This is a genomic window from Exiguobacterium sp. KRL4 (genome assembly GCF_001870785.1).
Taxonomy (GTDB): domain Bacteria; phylum Bacillota; class Bacilli; order Exiguobacteriales; family Exiguobacteriaceae; genus Exiguobacterium_A.
Genome location: NZ_MOLV01000002.1, coordinates 24137 through 44533, shown reverse-complemented (window position 1 = coordinate 44533; position 20397 = coordinate 24137). Strand labels below are relative to the sequence as shown.

24 protein-coding genes are annotated in these 20397 nt (G+C 46.8%); 6 read left to right on the top strand and 18 right to left on the bottom strand.

What is annotated here, in order from left to right; translation table 11 throughout:
- Nucleotides 1–14: 14 nt before the first annotated feature.
- The 4 genes from deoB to BLD48_RS01510 form a co-directional block, all read right to left on the bottom strand.
- Complete coding sequence (deoB, locus tag BLD48_RS01525; RefSeq protein ID WP_071498670.1) at nt 15–1187, bottom strand: phosphopentomutase; 1173 nt, start codon at nt 1185–1187, stop codon at nt 15–17.
- Nucleotides 1188–1310: 123 nt separating this feature from the next.
- Nucleotides 1311–2195 (bottom strand): site-specific tyrosine recombinase XerD, encoded by an 885-nt coding sequence (gene xerD / locus BLD48_RS01520; protein WP_071498669.1) that lies wholly within the window; start codon nt 2193–2195, stop codon nt 1311–1313.
- A 125-nt stretch (nt 2196–2320) separates the two neighbouring features.
- Nucleotides 2321–2803: a ferric iron uptake transcriptional regulator gene (gene fur / locus BLD48_RS01515; protein ID WP_014969978.1), complete on the bottom strand. Its 483-nt coding sequence runs from the start codon at nt 2801–2803 to the stop codon at nt 2321–2323.
- A 96-nt stretch (nt 2804–2899) separates the two neighbouring features.
- Entirely contained in the window at nt 2900–3436 is a 537-nt protein-coding gene (locus BLD48_RS01510; protein ID WP_071498668.1) for an NUDIX hydrolase, read from the bottom strand.
- A gap of 185 nt (nt 3437–3621) precedes the next feature.
- Between BLD48_RS01510 and BLD48_RS01505 the strand changes: the two genes are divergently transcribed.
- Entirely contained in the window at nt 3622–4476 is an 855-nt protein-coding gene (locus BLD48_RS01505) for an aldo/keto reductase (protein ID WP_071498667.1), read from the top strand.
- Nucleotides 4477–4544: 68 nt separating this feature from the next.
- Nucleotides 4545–5201 (top strand): type 1 glutamine amidotransferase domain-containing protein, encoded by a 657-nt coding sequence (locus tag BLD48_RS01500; RefSeq protein WP_071498666.1) that lies wholly within the window; start codon nt 4545–4547, stop codon nt 5199–5201.
- A gap of 81 nt (nt 5202–5282) precedes the next feature.
- On the opposite strand, the gene BLD48_RS01495 is transcribed toward BLD48_RS01500, so the two are convergent.
- The 11 genes from BLD48_RS01495 to BLD48_RS01445 all read right to left on the bottom strand — a co-directional run bounded on the left by BLD48_RS01495 (nt 5283) and on the right by BLD48_RS01445 (nt 14857).
- Nucleotides 5283–5906, bottom strand: a complete 624-nt coding sequence (locus tag BLD48_RS01495; protein ID WP_071498665.1) for a hypothetical protein — start codon at nt 5904–5906, stop codon at nt 5283–5285.
- 133 nt (nt 5907–6039) lie between these two features.
- Entirely contained in the window at nt 6040–6576 is a 537-nt protein-coding gene (locus BLD48_RS01490; protein WP_071498664.1) for a PadR family transcriptional regulator, read from the bottom strand.
- A gap of 135 nt (nt 6577–6711) precedes the next feature.
- Nucleotides 6712–7305: an NUDIX hydrolase gene (locus BLD48_RS01485; protein ID WP_071498663.1), complete on the bottom strand. Its 594-nt coding sequence runs from the start codon at nt 7303–7305 to the stop codon at nt 6712–6714.
- Nucleotides 7302–7883, bottom strand: coding sequence for a CDP-alcohol phosphatidyltransferase family protein (locus tag BLD48_RS01480; protein WP_071498662.1), 582 nt, complete (start codon nt 7881–7883; stop codon nt 7302–7304). The genes BLD48_RS01485 and BLD48_RS01480 overlap by 4 nt, the downstream gene beginning before the upstream one ends.
- Nucleotide 7884: 1 nt before the next feature.
- Entirely contained in the window at nt 7885–8775 is an 891-nt protein-coding gene (locus tag BLD48_RS01475) for an ABC transporter ATP-binding protein (protein WP_071498661.1), read from the bottom strand.
- The gene (locus BLD48_RS01470; protein ID WP_071498745.1) at nt 8747–9493 is read right to left on the bottom strand and encodes an ABC transporter permease subunit; all 747 of its coding nucleotides are present in this window, start codon (nt 9491–9493) and stop codon (nt 8747–8749) included. The genes BLD48_RS01475 and BLD48_RS01470 overlap by 29 nt, the downstream gene beginning before the upstream one ends.
- Nucleotides 9490–10254 carry an ABC transporter permease family protein gene (locus BLD48_RS01465; protein ID WP_071498660.1) on the bottom strand — a complete coding sequence of 255 codons (765 nt, stop codon included), beginning with the start codon at nt 10252–10254 and terminating at the stop codon, nt 9490–9492. The genes BLD48_RS01470 and BLD48_RS01465 overlap by 4 nt, the downstream gene beginning before the upstream one ends.
- Nucleotides 10241–11434: an ABC transporter substrate-binding protein gene (locus BLD48_RS01460; protein ID WP_071498659.1), complete on the bottom strand. Its 1194-nt coding sequence runs from the start codon at nt 11432–11434 to the stop codon at nt 10241–10243. The genes BLD48_RS01465 and BLD48_RS01460 overlap by 14 nt, the downstream gene beginning before the upstream one ends.
- 15 nt (nt 11435–11449) lie before the next feature.
- The gene (locus tag BLD48_RS01455; protein WP_071498658.1) at nt 11450–12208 is read right to left on the bottom strand and encodes an SDR family NAD(P)-dependent oxidoreductase; all 759 of its coding nucleotides are present in this window, start codon (nt 12206–12208) and stop codon (nt 11450–11452) included.
- Complete coding sequence (locus tag BLD48_RS01450) at nt 12205–13179, bottom strand: MBL fold metallo-hydrolase (RefSeq protein WP_071498657.1); 975 nt, start codon at nt 13177–13179, stop codon at nt 12205–12207. Before BLD48_RS01450 ends, BLD48_RS01455 begins: the two co-directional genes overlap by 4 nt.
- 238 nt (nt 13180–13417) lie before the next feature.
- Nucleotides 13418–14857 (bottom strand): NADP-dependent glyceraldehyde-3-phosphate dehydrogenase, encoded by a 1440-nt coding sequence (locus BLD48_RS01445; RefSeq protein ID WP_071498656.1) that lies wholly within the window; start codon nt 14855–14857, stop codon nt 13418–13420.
- Nucleotides 14858–15072: 215 nt separating this feature from the next.
- Here BLD48_RS01445 and BLD48_RS01440 point away from each other — a divergent pair, with 215 nt between their 5' ends.
- Nucleotides 15073–15951: a chemotaxis protein CheV gene (locus BLD48_RS01440; RefSeq protein WP_071498655.1), complete on the top strand. Its 879-nt coding sequence runs from the start codon at nt 15073–15075 to the stop codon at nt 15949–15951.
- Between the two features lie 110 nt (nt 15952–16061).
- Here the strand turns inward: BLD48_RS01440 and BLD48_RS01435 are convergent, their stop codons facing one another.
- Complete coding sequence (locus tag BLD48_RS01435; protein ID WP_071498654.1) at nt 16062–16427, bottom strand: Hpt domain-containing protein; 366 nt, start codon at nt 16425–16427, stop codon at nt 16062–16064.
- Between the two features lie 120 nt (nt 16428–16547).
- On the opposite strand from BLD48_RS01435, the gene BLD48_RS01430 reads away from it, so the two are divergent.
- Nucleotides 16548–17483: a magnesium transporter CorA family protein gene (locus BLD48_RS01430; protein WP_026828838.1), complete on the top strand. Its 936-nt coding sequence runs from the start codon at nt 16548–16550 to the stop codon at nt 17481–17483.
- Nucleotides 17484–17593: 110 nt separating this feature from the next.
- On the opposite strand, the gene BLD48_RS01425 is transcribed toward BLD48_RS01430, so the two are convergent.
- Nucleotides 17594–18697: a PP2C family protein-serine/threonine phosphatase gene (locus tag BLD48_RS01425; protein WP_071498653.1), complete on the bottom strand. Its 1104-nt coding sequence runs from the start codon at nt 18695–18697 to the stop codon at nt 17594–17596.
- 125 nt (nt 18698–18822) lie between these two features.
- Here BLD48_RS01425 and ytzI point away from each other — a divergent pair, with 125 nt between their 5' ends.
- The gene (gene ytzI, locus BLD48_RS16155) at nt 18823–18993 is read left to right on the top strand and encodes a YtzI protein (protein WP_014969957.1); all 171 of its coding nucleotides are present in this window, start codon (nt 18823–18825) and stop codon (nt 18991–18993) included.
- Nucleotides 18994–19126: 133 nt separating this feature from the next.
- Complete coding sequence (locus BLD48_RS01420; protein WP_071498652.1) at nt 19127–19654, top strand: hypothetical protein; 528 nt, start codon at nt 19127–19129, stop codon at nt 19652–19654.
- 37 nt (nt 19655–19691) lie between these two features.
- Here BLD48_RS01420 and BLD48_RS01415 read toward each other — a convergent pair whose 3' ends face one another.
- Nucleotides 19692–20276: a YdcF family protein gene (locus BLD48_RS01415; protein ID WP_071498651.1), complete on the bottom strand. Its 585-nt coding sequence runs from the start codon at nt 20274–20276 to the stop codon at nt 19692–19694.
- Nucleotides 20277–20397: the final 121 nt, after the last annotated feature.

Genomic DNA, 20397 nt, shown 5'->3' with positions numbered 1-20397 from the left:
TCGCTCCCTTAAAATTAAAGTTCTGTTAAGAAACTCTTACCGTGTGCCGGCATCTTCACGTTGAAGTTATCGGCAACCGTCGCACCAAGATCCGCAAACGTCGAACGAATTCCCAAATCATTTGCAACACCATTTTTCCGGTAGGCAAGGAGTGGCACATACTCACGTGTATGATCCGTTCCCGGATGAACCGGGTCATTTCCATGATCCGCTGTGATGATCAACAAATCATCTTCCTGAAGACGATCAAAGACTTCCGGCAGACGGGCATCAAATTCTTCGAGCGCCTGACCGTATCCTTGTGGATCACGGCGGTGACCGAACAAGGCATCAAAATCGACGAGGTTCAAGAAGCAGAGTCCTGTAAAGTCGCGGTCGAGTTGGTTGACGAGCTGATCCATTCCATCCATATTTGATTTCGTCCGGATGGCGTCCGTCACGCCTTCACCGTCAAAGATATCCGCGATTTTCCCGAGTGAGATGACATCGAGTCCTGCTGTTTCGAGTTCGTTCATGACAGTCCGGTCAAACGGTTTCAAGGCATAGTCGTGACGATTGGATGTCCGGACCCAAGCCCCTTGTTCGCCGAGAAACGGGCGGGCAATGATTCGACCGAGCATATATGGGTCATCGCGTGTGATATCACGTGCATATTCGCAAATCCGGTACAATTCTTCGAGCGGTACAACTTCTTCGTGTGCCGCGATTTGGAGAACGGAATCGGCAGACGTATAGACGATCAAGGCGCCTGTCTCAACATGTTCTTGACCGAGTTCGTCCAAAATCTCTGTACCAGAAGCGGGTTTGTTCCCAATGATTTTGCGACCAGAAAACGTTTCAAGACGACCAATCAAATCTTCCGGGAATTTTTCGAAGACGCGGAATGGTGTATCGATCCGTAAGCCCATGATTTCCCAGTGTCCCGTCATCGTATCTTTTCCGGCCGACACTTCTTCCATCTTTCCATAAGAAGCAAGCGGTGCGTGTTCTGCTGATACACCTTGAACCGGTTCGATATGCGACAGACCGAGTTTAGCGAGATGCGGCATATTGAGTCCATTACGCTCTTGCGCAATGTGCCCAAGCGTGTGTGCACCTACATCACCAAATTGTTCTGCGTCCGGCGCTTCGCCGATCCCTACTGAATCCATGACGACTAAAAAGATCCGTTTAAATGATTGAGCCATGTTAAAATTCCTCCTAATCCATAATTCTTACTAAACAAGACAAATCCCGTTACAATTTTCCCGTAAACAGTCTAGACCAAACCATCTATTTGTCTGAAGTCAGACCTTTTTAACGCAGAACCATCACGCGCGTGGATGATGGTTCTTATAGACCTCGTGAAGTCTTGCTTTATTGACATGCGTATACATCTGGGTCGTCGACAAATCCGCGTGACCGAGCATTTCCTGAACGACCCGTAAATCGGCCCCGTTCTCAAGGAGATGGGTCGCAAACGAATGACGCAAGACATGGGGGGTGATTTCTTTTTCAATCCCCGCTTCTTTGGCACGACGTTTAATCATCTTCCAAAAGCCTTGTCGCGATAAACGATCGCCCCGGCTGTTCAGGAAGACATAGTCGGTCTGTTGTCCCCCCAAACTATTCCGCGCTAACTCGAGATAGGTCGTGACACTGTCAATCGCCGTCTGACTAATCGGGATGATCCGTGTTTTATTCCCTTTTCCAAGACAAGATAAGTAACCCAGTTCGAGCTGCAAATCATTTAGCGTCAGTTGTAACAGTTCACTGACACGCATGCCGGTGCCGTACAGCAACTCAAGCATCGCCGCATCACGACGGACGAGCGGATCATTTCCGACGACTGAATCGAGCAGACGGACGATATCCGTTTGACTCCAGACGACCGGCAGTTTTTTATCCGGTTTCGGTAAATCTAAATGCCGTGACGGATCGTGTCGGACGATTTGCCGTTCCACTAAAAACTGATGGAACGACCGAATCGAACTCGTTGATCGTCGAACGGTCGAGCGCGACTTTTGTGCGTCTAACAGAGATTCGATGTGAAGGACGATATGGTGCCGTGTGACGTCTTCCGCAGAAGACATCCCTTCCCGCTCCAATGTCGTCAAGTACTGGTTCAAATCATTTCGATACGCAGCTGCCGTATTCGCCGACATCTGCCGTTCAATCACTAAATAGTCGATAAATGTCTCCAGTTGTTCCCTCACTGAACTCATCCTCTATCATTAAGAAATCGCTTACTTTCCCATCATATCAAAGGTGTAAACCGTTGTGAAGAGGTCTGACCTATATTTTTCAAAAAGAAAAACCGTCCTCAATTTGTCGAGGACAGTCAGACGGTTTGTGTTTGTGATTGTTCAAGTGCTTCCCGTGCGTGACGCTCTTGGCAGACCCGGCACACACCATGAAACGTCAACCGGTGATCCTTGATCTTAAACTGGAAACGGGAGACGATTTCTTTTTCAACGTCTTCTAACATATCATCTAAGATTTCTTCGACGGATCCACATTCGATACAGACGAGATGGTGATGCGAATGACTCGCGCCCTCTTGCCGTAAATCAAATCGAGATACGCCGTCTCCGAAATTGACTTTATCGACGACTTCTAGCTCCGTCAATAGCTCAAGCGTCCGGTAAACCGTTGCCAGTCCAATGTCTGAGTTTTTTTCTTTGACCAATAAAAAGACATTCTCCGCACTGAGGTGGTCCGACTCATGTTCAAGTAAGATCCGTACGGTCGCTTCACGTTGGGGAGTCAGCTTATATCCTTTACCGCTCAGCTGTTTTTTTATGCGTTCCACACGACTTTCCATCATAGCGCCCCCTTTGGTCGAAACTGATGGTTTTATCATAGCTGATAATCAGTCCTTTTTCAAATTAAAATGATTATCAACTGAAAATCATTTAATTTAGAATGATTTTAATGTACGGATCTGCCAATGCTGAATCGCCATGATCGTTTTGGCATCGACAATCGTCCCATTCTCCACTAATTCAAGTGCTTGTTCTAGCGTTAATGTCCGGTTCTCTAAAAACTCATCGGCATCGAGCTGACGTTGTCCTGCCGTCAAACCGGTTGCTTCATAGATATGTACCCGTTCACTGCAAAAGCCGGGGGCACCATAAAAATCAAAGACATGTGTCAATTCATTCGCTGTATAACCCGTTTCTTCCTTTAGTTCCCGTCCAGCGCAAGCAATTGGATCTTCGTCTTTTTCAAGTTTCCCTGCCGGAATTTCAATCGATAATTGTTCAAATGCTTTCCGGTACTGCTCGACAACCAACAAATCACCTTTTTCATCAAAAGCGATGATGGCGACGGCCCCGTTATGATAGACCAGTTCCCGGATCGACGTGTTGCCGTTTGGTAAACTGACGACATGTTTTTCGACGTTAAATACTTTTCCCTCGTAAATGATTTCTCGCTCTACTGTTTTTTCTTCCATCATAGACACCTCTTCTAATCAAATTTCATCTTTTTATCAGTATGCCTGTTTTCGGATTCTTGATGCAAGTCTGTTTCATTTTGCCAGAAGATGACCTGTTCGTGCAAATCCACTCCGGAACATCCCTACACAAATATGCTAAACTGATACACAGTAGCATTAGTTGAAAGAAAAGAGGGATTGATATGACACTTGGATTAGGTACGATGACGATTTTAAAACGGGGTCAAGAGGAAGCCACTGAAATTCTCCGGACTGCGCTCGACGAAGGAATCATTCATTTCGACACAGCGGATGTTTATGCAAATGGTGCCGTCGAATCACTGATCGGGCAAACATTTTCGCCTGAAGATCGAAGCCGGCTGTTCCTCGCTTCAAAAGGCGGGAACCGGATGAATGACACGGGAACCGGGTGGACATGGGACCCAAGTTACGACTACTTGAAGCAAGCTTGTTTCGAAAGTCTGAACCGACTCGAGACACCGTATCTCGATCTCTATTACGTCCACGGCGGAACGATGGATGACGATCTCGATGCTTCGATTCGTGCGATGAAGGATCTTCAGCAAGAAGGACGGATCAAGGAATACGGATTATCCTCGCTTCGTCCGAACGTCATCAACTACTGGCTCGACAACAGTGACTTTAGTTATTTGATGACACCATACTCCCTGCTCGATCGCCGGATTGAAGAATTATTGCCTCGTCTTCAAGAACGCAATATCAAGCTTGTTGCCCGGGGACCACTCGCAAAAGGTCTCTTGACGACGGAAAGTTTGTCTCGTCTGCAGTCGGTCGAACGTTTCGAACAGTATGACAAGGAGCAGCTTGAACAGATTCTCGCGACACTACAGGATTATCCGCTTCCGGCGATGGCTCTTCAAGCGATCGACCAACAAGCAGAAATCGTCTTGCCCGGCGCATCCAGCGTGTCCCAATTACAATCCAACCTTCAGGCCATGCGGGAACCGTTGACGGCCGAACAGATTGCTCACGTCCTGTCTCTCATCCCCGTCCACACCTACACGGACCATCGCTAAGGTTTGAAATTTTTCAGACAAGGGAAACTTCTTCTTTGTAACGTTATTACAGAGGAGGAGTTTTTATCATGTCAAAAATTTTAATCGTTTCAACAAGTGCTGACGAAATGAATGGTCACAAAACAGGATTATGGTTCGAGGAGTTTGCTGCCCCGTTTAACTTGTTCCACGAAGCAGGTCATGACGTGACGGTCGTTTCAGTCAAAGGTGGCGACGTGCCAATCGATAAAGCTTCGATGGTCAAAGAAATCTTACCGAAATTCCAAGATGCACGCCGTGCACTTCACGATACGACACCACTTGCCGATGTTGATCCAGCGTCGTTTGATGCGGTCTACTTCCCAGGCGGTCACGGAGCGGTCGTCGATTTCCCGAACAATCCGCTTGTCGCTGGTGCAATCGAAGCGATGGTCAAAAAAGACGGCATCGTCGCTTCAGTCTGTCACGGACCAGCTGCTTTTGCGCATGTCACGATCGACGGAAAACCATTTGTCTCAGGTCGCCAAATCAACGGCTTCACAGACGAAGAAGAAAAATCAACAGGTCTCGAAGACAAAGTTCCGTTCTTGCTCGAAACGACGTTACGTGGTGAAGGCGCAACCTTCCTGACATCAGATGCTGGAAAAGAATTTGCTGTCATCGACGGCAATGTCATCACGGGTCAAAACCCTGCATCCAGCGAAGCTGTCGCTAAACTCGTTCTTGCTAAACTTGCAACTGTCTAAACACATACCGAAAGTCAAATCCCCTTTCCGATGTCCGCATCGAAAAGGGGATTTTTGTTTTGTCATGCCGAAAGGTCCGATTTACGACAAAACCCGCTCATACGCTGCGATTTCACGACTCAGTTCCTCTAACTTCTGTTTTTGCGTTTCATATTGCGGTGTCAGGTGGAGATGTTGCTGCTCCAAACTCGTTTGTTCTGCCGGGGTGAAGGCACGGGGAACAAGCCGTTCCCGCCGGTACCACCGTTTCGCAATAATCGTCGGTTCCGGACCCGACTTCAAGAGATGGTCGACTTGCTCATACGCCGACTGTACTTCTTCAAACTGATCTTTGACAGACGGATGCTCCTGACGCAATTGTTCGAGACGAATCGCGACGAACGGTTGCGACTTCAGCACCAGCTGCTGTTTGATCGACTGCTTCAGAATTTGTTTGACTTGTGACCGTTGCACATCTGATTCCGCTTCGTCCGCTACGATCTCAAGATCAAGATCTCCTGCTTCGTCTAAGATCTGCTCCATCTCTTCAAACGATAACCAAACCATCTGCTGCGTGACGAACCGGTCAATCAGTCCGGACTCTTCATAATAGTCACTGATTTCTCCACCTAATTTTAATTCCGCAACGGCATAATGCACTTGATGTTCAATCATCTCATCCGTCACTTCATCCAGCCACTCTTCATAATCTGTAAATACACTCACGTTCTGTATGCCTCCTTTAATGCCAGTACAATTCATTTACTGTACCACAACGTCTCCTTCGAATGCGATGTTGACGACGCAAAAAAATCAATCCCCTGTTCGAACAGGCGGATTGATCCAATCGATCCATTGCTTAGACATTCGTCTGACTTTTTTTGATTTCTTCCATCGCCCAGTCACACCAGTCGAGATAATTCAACATCATCCGTAACCCGTATTCACTCGTCAATGTTTCACCCAGGGTCGCCCCGTTTTCCAGATGGTCTTTCCGCCAAATTTGCATCATATCGACGGCAAACTGATGGTGCCGTTTGGACTCCGCTAGATACAAAATCGCCTCATCCGGTGGTAAGAGATGCAACAAGGACACCCGCATCAAATTTTCATCTTTCATTTTCGGTTTGAATTCACTCGGTGCCCGAAGCCAGGCGACGAGGGCCGTTTGTCCGTCTTTCGTGATGGAATATACCTTTTTATCCGGTAGGTCTTCCTGCACGATGTAAACGCTCGTCACGAGTTGATCTTCTTCCATTTTCAGTAATTCGCGGTAAATTTGTGTATGATGCGCCGTCCAAAAATGAGTCATCTGTTTTTTGAACGTCGTACTTAAATCATATCCGGTCGCTTCTCCTTGAGTTAGCAGTCCGAGCAATGCAAATCGTAACGCCACTGGCTGCACCTTCTTTCATCAAATGTATATATTGTTAATTATCTCAAAGAATAGACCAATATGCTACTTTCTGCCTAGCTTTGCCTCAAAAAAGAAAAAAGGACTGCCGCATCGATTTGCGTCGCAGCCCTCCTGTTAAGTTTTTCGTGCACGGTAGGCGCGAATCCCTTCGTTGACTTTTCTCCAGTAACTCACCGGATGGGGCACAAATTGATCCCGGCGGATGATTTCTTGACCGACCGTGACCAATTCGTCCGTCCCGTCTTCCGTTAGTCGGGCGAATTCAGAAAAAGAAAAAGCTACCAATCGACTGACCTCCGTCGTCTGCAAGACATAACGATGCAACGGCTCCGGTGAATCCGTGATGAACAAGTGAACACGTTCACGATCCAGCAAATCAGGGAACATCAACTCTTCCAAAAAGACGCCGATCGGATACAAGTCTTCGAACGCCCGGACAAGACCGATCTCTTCTTTGAGTTCTCGGACCCCCTCTGCCGGTGTCTCGCCTGCCAGCAGATGTCCTGCTGCCGTGATATCGAGTAACTCTGGAAAATCTTTTTTCTGTTTTGCCCGTTGCTGTAAAAGAACATGTCCCTTTTCAAGATCGATGACAAAACAGTGAAACGTCTCGTGCCACAACCCTTCGGTGTGCACCGTTTGTCGGGTAGCCCGGTAAAGCGGACGACCCGATATATCGACCACCATCAGTTGTTCCGATTCACTCATCGTAATACCTTCGAAGCTTGATAAAACCGTTCTCCGACCGTATACAGTTCAGCAATCAGGAAGACGATCGCAATCCAAATGATGGCACTCGGAAACAGTAACATCGCGGTAAGAAAAAGGAATCCTTCCGTCCGTTCGACAAGACCCGGTTGGTATTGGAACGATTTAAATCCATAATTGTCACTGACTGCACCGATGGCAAGAAACATCGTCATACCGATTACAAACGAAGCAATCAAAAACAGGATGACGACCTGTGTTTCCGGAAAACGAAGGGCAATCCCGATCAAAACGGACAATTCGACGATGCGATCAAGGACTAAATCAAGGATCGTCCCGATCGGTGTCGTTTTTTCACGCCGTGCCATCGTTCCATCCACGACGTCAAGCATCCCGGAAATCCATAATAATAAGATTGCAATTGCCATCATATCGTTATAAACAAAAAAACCTGTCGAGGCGCCAATGATTCCTGAAATGATGGTCACTTGATTCGCCGAAAGTCCCATCTTCTTCAATACTGTCGCAATTTGCTCAAAAAGGGGCTGGACGACTTTTCTGGCCCGTGTATCTAACATACTACCCCTCCTTCCTGACGATATAAGCTGTCATCGTTTCCTCGAACGTCTCCGTCGTCTGGACGACAAGACGTTCTTCCGTGTCGCGTTCGACTTCATAAAAACGAACGCCATACTGGATCAGCTCTTTCGTAATCGTAACACGTTCTTGCAAGTCATTCGTCGGTCTTAAGACTAACTTTACTTCCGACAATGGATACCATTCTCCGTTCAAGTGAACACCGTCTCCAAAAAACGGACTTTTTTCCGCCAGTTGAACCGGTTTTCCTTGGTCGATGATGTGCCCCTGTTCCATGACATAGACATAATCCGCCATTGCCATCGCTTCTTCCCGGTCATGTGTCACAAACAAGGTCGTGACGCCCTGTGCTTCTGTCAAACGTCGGATCAATGTCCGCAGTTCACGTCGCCGTGGTAAATCGAGACTTGAGAACGGTTCGTCGAGCAGTAAGAAATTCGGCTGACTTGCTAACGCACGGGCTAAGCTCGCCCGTTGCTGTTCACCACCGGACAATTCATGGACAAAGGCGTCCGCTCGTCCGGTTAACCCGACCCGGTCTAACCACTGCTCTACCTCCTGCTTGTGACCAGCTTGCATACCAAGACGGACGTTTTGTCCGACCGTCAGATGAGGAAACAATAACGGACGCTGAAACAGCATCGTCACCCCCCGCTGGTTCGGTGCGACCCGCGTCACCTCAGTCGCTCCGAAATGGATCGATCCACTCGAGACCTTCTCCAGTCCGGCAATCAATCGCAATAATGTCGTTTTTCCACTTCCACTAGGACCGATGAGTGCTACACAACGACCCGATGGAATCGTTAAATCAATCTCATGTAACACTTTTGTTTGACCAAATGTTTTATTTACGTGCTGAATCGTAACGTCCATCTAACAGCCTCCGAACTAGTTGAACCCATATAAAAAAAAGAATGAGTTGAACAAAATAAATCCAAAAAGGTAAGGCAATCAACCAAATCGTCGCTTCTTTTGCGGCCCCCAACGAATTCCCGCTATAGAGCGGAAACGCTTCGAGCGCAATCATCCGGACGACACCCCCACCAATCAAGGTGACGAGTGCATATTGGCTCAAGGCAATCACCGTCACAAGTAACGTGACCGATTGTAAAGAAGAACGCATCATCGGTCCCGTCAAAAAAAAGAACCGTTTGAAGCGATTCGGCTCAATTAAGACCATCTGTTCCATCATCTGCTCGCCTAACGTCTGAAATCCATTTGTGTAAATCCGGATCGTATACGGAAGTGTCGGCAATAACAACACAAGCAAAACACCGAGGAATTGATCGGCGAGTCCTAGCCGGATCCACGTCAGATACAATCCAAACGACAGCAACAAGACCGGCAAAAAGAGCGGTAAGCTGATCAGTAATTCCATCAGTCGAGTCGTTCGTCCTGTTTTAAAAGCAATCGCTTTGCCCGCTCCATAACCAATCAGATGATTGAGTAACGTCACCGCGACAATCATCGTGATCGTCGTCGTCAGCGTATCGAGCAGACGCGGATTAAATGCGAACGTCGACGGTAGGATCCCAATCAAAGGCAGGAGGACAACAAGACCCACAAGCCCTTTTACGAATATCGGTTTCATTCTGATCGCCCCTTACTGATTCGGTCTGTCAACGGTCGGATTAACCGCGTAAATAGCAGTAACAAGACAAACAACATCCCGGTCAAGACGACACTGATCGCAAAAGCCGTCGGTTGGCTTGATAAATCACCTTGCGTATATAAATCAAACGCGTAGACTCCGATCATCTTCGGATACGTCACTCCGAGTAACGCAGGGACCTCATAGGCAAACAACGTAAAGGCGAAGACGATAAACGCCGCTTCAAGGACAGGAAACAGTAAAAAAACACCTTTCCCATGCCAAAAACGCCGCAGACGGGATAAACCTAACATCAAGCCAAGTTCTTCATACCGATGATCGAGACGCCGATAGACCGGTAACAGATAAAAGAAGACAAACGGGATTTCTTTATAAAGATACGTCAAGATGATGCTGAAGTGATTCCCTTCATGCGGACCGATGACAGGCAGGTCACTTAAATAGAGCAGCGACAAATAGGCAGCACCGAGGTGCGGGATGAATAAAGGAATTGCCAGTAGTTGCGCTGCCCAGCCCGTTTGTTTGGCAAAAAATGCGGCCAGCAATGCACCAATCATTACCGACAAGCTGGTACTGCTGACGGCGACATATAAGCTGAGTCCGATACTTTCTAAAAACACGGAATCGGACAACAGCTGACGATAATCCGTCCATGTCGTCATCGACAGACTGACGAACAAACCGTAGCCGACCATACCGGCAATCAACAGCGTTGCGGGCCAGGCGTTACCTCGCCACACGTTCCGGCCATTCCTTCCGAATGACATCAAACAGTTCCGGATCCAGTTCTGCCCGGACTTTCCCTTTGAATTCGGTTGGTTTAGGTGTCGAATCCGCGGCTGGGACATTTTCGAAAGACATTTGCTCGTCAGAACTTAAGGTCGCGAGATCGAGACTTGTTCCGTCGCCCCAATAAGTCGCATCAAATTTCTTCAACTGTGCTTCAGCTGATAACAACGTATTGATCGTGACGAGTGCTCCATTGGGATTCGGGGCATTAAACGGAACCGATAAAAAATGAGTCGATGCAATCGATCCGTCGGTTAAAATCAACGGACGTGTCTCTTTCGGGAACGTTCCTGATTTCACTTCTTGTTCTGCCCGACGTTCGTTGAAGCCCATCGTAAACGAGACGGTTCCTTTCGCATACAACTGATCGAGTTGTGCCAATGTCTTCGGATACGTCTTGCCTTCTTTCCATAAATAAGGCTTCAATTCATTCAGATAAGCCCAGGTTTTCTTGAAGTCGGCTTTCGGATTCTTTAACGTTTCTTTCGACTCGACACCATACATGACGTGACGGACAAACGCATTCCCCGTGAAGTCCGTCACTTCCGGATAAGTGAACTTTCCTGGGTTTTGTTTGACCCAGCTTTTTAACGCCTGTAGATCTTTTGGCGGATTCGCGACACTTGCCTGATCGTAGTGGAACGTATACTGGACTTTCCCCCACGCGGCTTCCAGCTCGTCTGTCGCTGTCCCGCTGTCCGAACCCTGTGCTTGCGGGTCTACATATTTCATGTTCGGTAAGACTTTGGTGATCTCACCATACAACAAACCATTTTTTTTAGCATTCCGGAAATTATCGCCGTTGATCCAGACGACATCAATGACACCGGTCTTTTTACCTGCCTTTTTTTCAGCCCGGAGCTTTTGAATGAGATCCGCCGTTTCGATCGGGACACGTTCCAACGTAATCTGATGCTCTTTTTTTAACTTCGGTGTCACATAATCATCGATATAGGCATTGATGCCCTCATCGCCTCCCCACATATACATCCGAACGGTTGTCGCGTTCGCATCTTTTTCAATCGACGTGTAGGAAGAACCCAGCACTTTTTCCTGTACCGGCGTTGCCGGAGAAGCACATCCCGCAAGAAGCATGCCCATCGCTGCTATTCCAATCATTGGTTTCATCATCCGTAAAAATCCCCTTTATTTTTTATCAAATCCTGACTTCCCGAACCATTCGATCACTCTTGGAAATACGGCATAGGCCTTAGCAGAACCTTCCATCCACAACGGCGCATTGACTTCCCGTTTTCCCTTGACGATCGCGCGGACGATCGTTTGTGCCAACTTGTCCTTTGACAAGACGATGTTCGCGACATTTTTTTCATATTTCCGGCTCAAATCAGCACGAATGAAGAATTCCGTTGCGATTGGTCCCGGATTGACGGTCATCACATGAATGCCTTTTGGCTTCAGTTCGAGACGTAACGCATTGGAAAACTGATACAAGGCCGCTTTGGTCATACAATAAATTGTCGACTTCGGTGTCGGTAACTTTCCCGCTTGACTGGCCACGTTGATGATCATCCCCTGCGGACGAAGCAGACGTAAACAGGCTTTGGTTAAGCGGATTGGACTGAGGACGTTGACCCGGTTCATTGATTCAATCGTCTCAATCGTCGTGTCTTCCAAAAAACTAAACTCTCCGAACCCCGCATTGTTGATTAATATATCAATCATGCCATATCGTTCTTCAATCTGGTCTATCAGATGCTCCGGTGAATGTTCTAAGTCGTAGACTAGATATTCAGCATGTAAGTGCTCCGCTACTTGACGTAACCGATCTTCCCGTCGTGCGACTAAGATCAAGAGCGCACCGTGGCGATTTAGTTCCCGGGCGAGCGCTTCTCCAAGACCACTTGACGCACCAGTCAAAACAACCGTTTTATTGATGAGATTCATGTCAACGCCCCCTTCCTCGTATAGCGCAAGACACTGTCACGTTTGATGACTGTGATTTGTCCACTCGCGACCAGATAATCGAGTCGCGCCTTCATCTCACTCATGACGAGCGGGAAGGATTTTTTTAACCGGTTGCCATATGTCAGTTGTGCGAGCTCAAACAGCGTTTGCTCCTCTGTGATATGTTTCAATAATTGTTCGCCGCGTGCTTTTCGTTGTAAAAGTCGTTCTTCAATCAAAGAGGAAACGTCACGGATGGCTTCTCCATGACCTGTATAGGCCATCTGAATCTGTTCCCCTTGGAGTTTACGAAGGGAACGCATATAGGCGAGGACCGGTCGTTTCGTATCCGACGTATCTCCTGGTTGCGGTTGTTCCAGTAACGGATTCGGTTCGACTCGCGCTAACAGATGATCCGCCGCAAATAAAACACCCGATTGGCTAAGAATTCCGATTTGGTCGCTGGCATGACCCGGTAGTTCGATCACCCGGTACCGGCCGGATGCGGAAATCGAATCGCCTTCCTGTAAAAGGTGATCGAGTTGCCCTTTCCCAAGCCATTTCAAGGCCGATACATAACTCGGCAAAAGGGCTCGAATTTCTTCCGGTACACCAAACGAGAGGGCGAGCCGCTGTAAAAACGCATCGCCTTGACTCAAAAAGGATTGATCTTGTTCTAAGTAGGGGCGTAACCGGGCATGTCCATAAACCGGAATGCCCTGCTCAGAAAACCGGTAGGCGAGTCCTGCATGGTCCGCGTGGTGATGGGTCACGATTACTTTATCGAGCATCGAAACCGTTAGCCCGATATTACGAAGCCCATGCTGCATAGCTTGCCATGCTTGTTCCGTATCCGGACCACAGTCAATCAAGATCGTTTCTGTTTCCGTTCGTAACACATAACAGTTGACGTCTCCGACAGGAAACGGCGTCGGAATCGGTAAGGTGAAGATTTCATCTTCTCGTTGCATCGATAAGCCCCTCTTTTCTCTATATGGTTTCCTTCATTATAGAGAGAAAGAAGCGGCAGCGGCAAACTTTGTCTACGTCCGCAAGACGAACTAATGAATTCCCCCACCTACGCTACGCCTAGAAGTGGGATAACGCTATCTCATATTAGTTAAAAAGCATACGCCTTTAGATGACAGTTGGATGCAAAAAAAAAGCGACCTTTCCGCAGATTGAAAGGTCGCTTCCGTAAAAAGTCGTTTATTTTAAATTGAGAACCGTTAATTTATCACGTGTCATCGAAGCAAGACTTCGTCCGACACCTTGTACGCCGAGACCCGATGATTTTACACCGATGAACGGGAAGTGATCGGGACCACGTTCCGTCCGTCCATTGATTTGAACTGAACCTGTTTCGAGCGCATCCGCGACATGGAACGCCGCATCGATGTTTTCTGTGAAGACGCTTGCTTGAAGACCATATTCCGATTCGTTTGCATGGGCGATCATCTCTTCGACCGAGTTGACACGAATGACCGGTAAGACAGGTCCGAATGGTTCTTCCCATGCGATCCGCATGTCGCGTGTCACATGATCAAACAACGTTGGCTCAATCAAGTTGGCTGTTCGTTTACCACCTGTGACGAGTGTTGCCCCTTTTTCCGTCGCATCTGTGATCAGACCTTCAACAAAGTCCGCAGATTTCGTATCGATCAAAGGCACGACAACACTTTCATCTTCCGGTGAACCGACTGTCAATTTCGCGATGCGGGCTGTTAATTCTTCGACGAGTGCGTCCGCTTGTTGATCGAGGACGAATACCCGTTTGATTGCCGTACACCGTTGACCGGAGTATGAAAAGGCACCGCTGATGATGTGATCCGCTGCGAGGGAAAGGTTCGCATCTTCTAAGACGAGCGCCGGATCTTTACCACCCAGTTCAAGGACAAGTGGAATCATCGCCGATTGACGCGATAGATGTTGTCCTGTTCCTGTACCACCTGTAAAGGTGATCATATCAATGCCCGCGTGTGCCGTTAAATAATCCCCGATGACAGAACCACGTCCAGTCACAAGATTGACGAGACCAGCCGGAAGGCCTGCCGCAACGAGCGCTTCGACCATCAAGATGCCACTGATCGAACCTTGTGTCGCCGGTTTAAAGACAACAGCGTTCCCTGTCATCAAGGCGGGTGCGAGTTTCGCTGCCGCTAGATTGACCGGATAGTTAAATGGTGAAATCGCAAGGACGACACCGAGTGGCACTTTTTTGATGATGGCAATTTTGTTTGCACTTCCGCCTGGGAACGAATCTCCTTGCATCATCTGACCGTCAAACCGAAGACCCTCTTCCGCTGTATAACGAATGATTTCTGCCGTCCGTTTCACTTCCTTGATTCCGTCCGCAAGTCCTTTACCGACTTCACGCATGATGACTTCGCCGATTTCTTCCGCACGTTTTTCGAGCTCCGTTGCCCAAGCATGCAGTAATTCCGCACGTTTATTGGCGGGCACCTTCGCCCACGCAACTTGTGCTGTTTTAGCAGAAGCTATTGCACGGTCTACTTCTGATTTTGTCATTGCCTGAACACGGCCTACTACGTCTTCTTTATAGGGAGAAGAAATCTCAATTGTTTCATTGGATTCACTTTCATGCCATTGCCCATCTAATAAGTATGTGTATGTTGTTGCTGTAGTCATTCCACTCGACCTCCATTTATTTTTTCTCTCTCACTTCAGTGTGTGGCTGCATAGTTTATTGTAATCAATTGGTCAGACAAATGCCAAACTTTTTGCTTAACATAAAATGAAAGCGATTACAAGAATTTTTTTATTCTTTTTCGTATGTAATTTTTTACGCTATCTGCCGATAACTAGTCAGAAGTGCAGTGTAGGATTGAAAGGAGCTCGATAACGTGTACAATCAACACGATATTTTATTAGAAGCTGGAACAAACGAATTAGAAATCGTCATTTTCCATTGTGGTCCCTACACATTTGGAATCAATGTCATGAAAGTCCGCGAAATCATCGTCCCGTTACCGATGACTCCGTTACCCGGGACACCCGACGCCGTCAAAGGATTAATCGAACTACGGGGAGAAGTGATGACCGTCATCGATTTACCGACTGTCATCGGAGTTGCCCACGATGAAACAACCGATGACCGGTTGATCATCTGTGAGTTCAATGGTGAGAAAAGTGTCTTACGTGTTGATGCCGTGACTGAAATCCGGCGTATTTCGTGGGAACAGATCGATACACCAAATGAACTCGCACGGGGGATTGAAGGTTTGACGAACGGTGTCGTCAAGACCGGTGACAAGATGATCATCTTACTTGATTATGAAAAAATCGCGCTTGAACTTTCACGTAAAGACATCTTCGCCCGCGAAGAAGGCCGCCGTGTTTCGCCCCGGAACCGGTCGAATAAAACGATTTGGATTGCAGAAGACTCGGAAATGTTACGGACACTCATCATCGAAACACTCGAAGAAGCTGGTTACGATAGTTTGAAATGGTTCATCAACGGAAAAGATGCCTTTGATGCCTTTGAAGCGGGAAGCGATTGTGATCTGTTGATCACGGACATCGAGATGCCAAAAATGGACGGTCTTCACTTGACGAAACGCCTGCGTGAAGATGATCGTTATACCGATTTGCCAATCGTCGTCTTCTCCTCATTGATCTCTAACGACCTTCGACATAAAGGAGAATCCGTTGGTGTCAACGCTCAAATCACGAAACCGGAAATCGGTCGATTGATCGAAACGGTCGATACATACGTGCTCTGAATCGTTATTGTCGTACACAAATATCCGTCCCCTGATTTTCAGGAGACGGATATTTTTAATAGAGGCATGATTGCGACAGAAGTCGTGTCAACGGTATCTAATCTTTCACCTCAGACGAAATCCGTATTTTTACCAAGAAACACATCTAACCAACTTTTTCTGAAACCGACCATACATTCTTCAATCCGAATCAAGACTTCCGGGGCATTCGTAACCGAACCCGTTTCCGCCTCACGCTCTAGAAGTTCAAAATCATCTGCTAAGTCATCCGCCGCTACGGAATAGGAGGCACCTTTAAGTAAGTGAGCTAATTTCTCAGTCTGTACCGCATCTTCTGCTTCGACCGCATCCTTGAGTTCCGGAAACTTCCGGTCGAACTGAGCAATGTACGTCTCACCAATTTTCTGTAAAAATACGTCATCGCCACCGGCAATCAAACGTAGTTCATCTAACTTCTTTTCATTAAAAAAAGGCATCTTTTTCCCTCCCTCATCTGTATTTTATCATTAATTGTTTCAAAAAAAAATCTGAGAATCATTTACACGTCCTCTAAAGTATTTCTATAATGAAAAAGTGAAGAGCAGGAGGGATAGACAATGTTGACGATTTATCGAAGTGATGTGACGGGGGCAGTCAACGAGATTCAAGAATTCACGAAAGGTTCTTGGATTCATCTTGTCAATCCGACAAAAGACGAAGCTGACCAAGTCATCGCTGCTACAAAAATTCCTGAGGATTTCATTTATGATCCTCTGGATGTCGAGGAAAAACCTCGTTTCGAGAAAGATGATGAAGGGTTATTGATGATCGTCGATGTACCCTATATTGAAGAAGAATCGTCCGGACGGCGTTACAATACGATCCCACTTGGTATCATCGTAACTTCGAGACATTTCATCACCGTCTGTTCGCAACAGCTCGATGTATTGACATTGTTCTCAAGCGGAAAGCTCCGCGCTTTCCGGACAAATTACCGTTCGCGATTCGTCTTCCAGATCTTATATAAAGTCAGTTCGTCCTATCTTCGTTTCCTGCGGCAAATCGACCGCCGGATGGATGAACTCGAAGAAGAATTACAACGTTCGATGCGAAATCAAGAAATCTTCCAACTGATGAACTTACAAAAATCACTTGTCTATTTCATGACATCCTTAAAATCGAACGATGGGGTTCTCGATCGCATCATCAAAACACCCAGTCTCGAAAAACATGAAGATGATGAAGACTTGCTCGAAGATGTTTTCGTCGAACACCGTCAGGCGATGGAGATGGCCCAAATCTATAAAGATATCATCAGTTCGACGATGGACACATTTGGTTCTGTCATCTCAAACAATGTCAACTTCGTCATGAAGTTTCTCGCGTCGATCACGATTGTCATTTCGATTCCGACGATGATTTCCGGGATGTTCGGCATGAATGTCCACGTCCCCTGGGAAGGCGAAGTCATCGGCTTCTGGATTGTCTTCGGGATGATGATTTTCTTCTCTGGCTTAGCTGCCTTTATTTTATGGCGTCGTCGATTTTTCTAGAAAAACTCCATTAAAACAAAAAACCACCCACTTTTACGTACGTTAGCGGAAAAAGATGTGCCATCTTTTTTAATCTAAACGTCTCGCAGAGGTGCGTGGTTTTTTGTTGTTCAATTGATTTCAATGGTAACGAGACATAAGTCGTCGGCATCATCGCTTTGATCCGGTTGAATCAGTTGGTGAATGCCCGGTCCTTGCTCATGAATCAATTCACGAATCGCATTGATTCCTTCATCAATCCCTTTGCTGTACAACTCCATGAACCCATCGGTATACAAGTAGACACACCCAGGCGAAACAAGATCAATCGTATGGCTTGTATATTCGGAATCCTCAAACATCCCGACCGGCAGTCCCGTATTTTCAAGGGCAATGATTTGATTCCCCATCCGCAACAATCCTGGTGGATGTCCGGCGTTGGCATAACTGAGCTTCATCTTGTCTAGTTCGATATACAGATAGACGGCTGTAAAATAAATCTCTGTTTCATCTCCCGGAAACAGGCGGCTCATTTGTTTGTTTAATTCCTCGAGCACCTTTGCCGGATCACCAATCCGGTGAACGAGTTCAAATAAAATCGAGCTCATTCCCATCGTGATCAGGGCAGACGACACACCATGCCCCATCACGTCAAACAAGATGATGCCGTATTTTTGTGGTGAAATCCGGTACCAGGCATACATGTCTCCCGCTAATTTCTTAGAGGGAATGTACGTTGCCATGATCCGGATGTCTTCGTCCTCGATATTGGCACTTAAAACACTTTGTTGTAATTTTTGTGCCAAGTCAAAGTCTTCCTGCAAGACTTTTTCATACCGTTTCCGCGCATCAATCGCTTGTTTGAGCGACATCGCGTTGCGGACACGCGCAAGCAATTCTGTTTTTCGAATCGGTTTTGTCGTATAGTCGGATGCCCCAGCGTCCAGTCCATCGGCAATATCCTCTTCATTCGATCGTCCTGACACGATGACAATCGGCAGTTCGTCTAACCCAAACCGTTTACGAATCAGACGCGTCGCGTCGATTCCACTGATTCCCGGCATCTCGACATCCAGTAATACGACGTCAAGCGTTTCGATGAACAACGGATCTTCCATTAACTCCATCGCTTCTTCACCACTCATCGCTTTGACCACATCATATCCTTCATTCTCAAGCAACCGTTCCAAAATCATCAAATTCGTAAATTCGTCATCTACGACTAATATACTCATGTCGTCTCACCTCGTTCCATCAACATATTCATTTTAAAATAGTTTAGCACATAATTTACATTTTCGTTTAGACGGACGGCTCTTTTTCCGTCATACTAAAAGAAGAATGAAAGGGGGAATGGATCATGTGGCTGTATGTCGTCTCCATTCTAATCATCGTTTTCGTCTTGGTCGCTTCAATTCTCGTGATTTCAAAGGGTTACGGCTATAAAGGAAATAAAGATGACATCGAAATCGACTACGATGAAATCAACCGTAAACTGACTGAAAAACACAAAGACGAGCCTCGACCGTAAGACTATTGGACCGTCTCAGACCATCATATCATCGGATGGTCTTTTTTGTTGTATTAAAAATGCATGTTTCCACTTGTCAGATAAGGGTATATCAATATCATGGTCAAATAATATCTTAAGGGAGTGTCTATTCATGCAACCAAACTTACCAAACGATCCACATGCCGTGCACGCTGAACATCCAAATCGCCAGTTCGATCAGGAAACTTCATCTGGTCGTCAAGTCAGCTTACTTACAGGAATGTTACTGGGAGCGGTCGTCGGTGGTCTCCTGACATTACTGAGCTCATCTAGTCGTCAAAATACGAAACAGAGTCTTCGTGGGGCAAAAGATTCGGTGTCGACATTGGCGTCTTCCATCAAAGAAGATCCGTCAGGTAAAGCATCACAAGTCATCAACCAAGTGAAAAGTGCGTCAAGCATCATTCAAGAAGTCGCATCAGACGTTCAAAACGTTTACGACAAAGTCAACACGGAACTTGAAACGGTGAAAACCGATGCTTCGTCTGTAAAAGACACGGTGAACGAAGCAAAAGGTGATCTCAATTCGATCAGCAATAAAGTGGTCGAAGCCAAAGACGTGGCGCTCGGGAAAGAAGAAGCCCCAGCTGAGCATCAACAAAAAAATGATTCATCAAACGGTTCACAACAGAACAAATAAGCAGATGACACCTTCACGAATGCGTGAAGGTGTTTTTTCATTGAAAATACTTCACGATGATTGCGACACGCTCGCGCATCCCGTACCGTAATACACCGGAAAGTGGCGTTTCAGCCGGAATCGCGTCTGACCGTAGGTTCAACTGCTCCGCCTCTTTTCGTGCTCTGTACAGGTGAAAGTCTGATGTAACAATCGAAACCTGATTTTCGCTGTCCGGTAAAAGCCGTTTCGAGAACGCCAGATTTTCAGTAGTTGATGTCGATTGATCTTCAAGTAATAATCGATCCGCAGCAATGCCTGCTGCCCGCATACCTCGACGCATCGCTTCCGCCTCCGTGATCGCCTCCCCTTTTCCTTGTCCGCCACTTAAAATGAAAGTCGTTTCCGGAAACTGTTTCCCGTACCGGGCTGCTGCCTCAATTCGATACTTTAAGATCAAGGATGGTGTTTCTCCTTTGACACCGGCTCCCAGTACAATTACGTAGGGAAACTTTCCGTTTGCTAACGGTCGTTCGCCCTTTGCGACGAACAGTCCGATACTAAACCAAAAGATGACAAGCATCGTGATGATACCCAGTCCAATCTTATAAAAACGTCGTACAGTATGTTTTATTGGTTTCATAGTAATTATGTCCCTCTCAGTGATTCTCCATTTAAACGTAGGTTTTGTTACTTCTTTCATTACGTCTGCTTAAGATAAAGGTTTCACCGGTTTTTCCATATCATGCTCCCCGTCCCTGTCT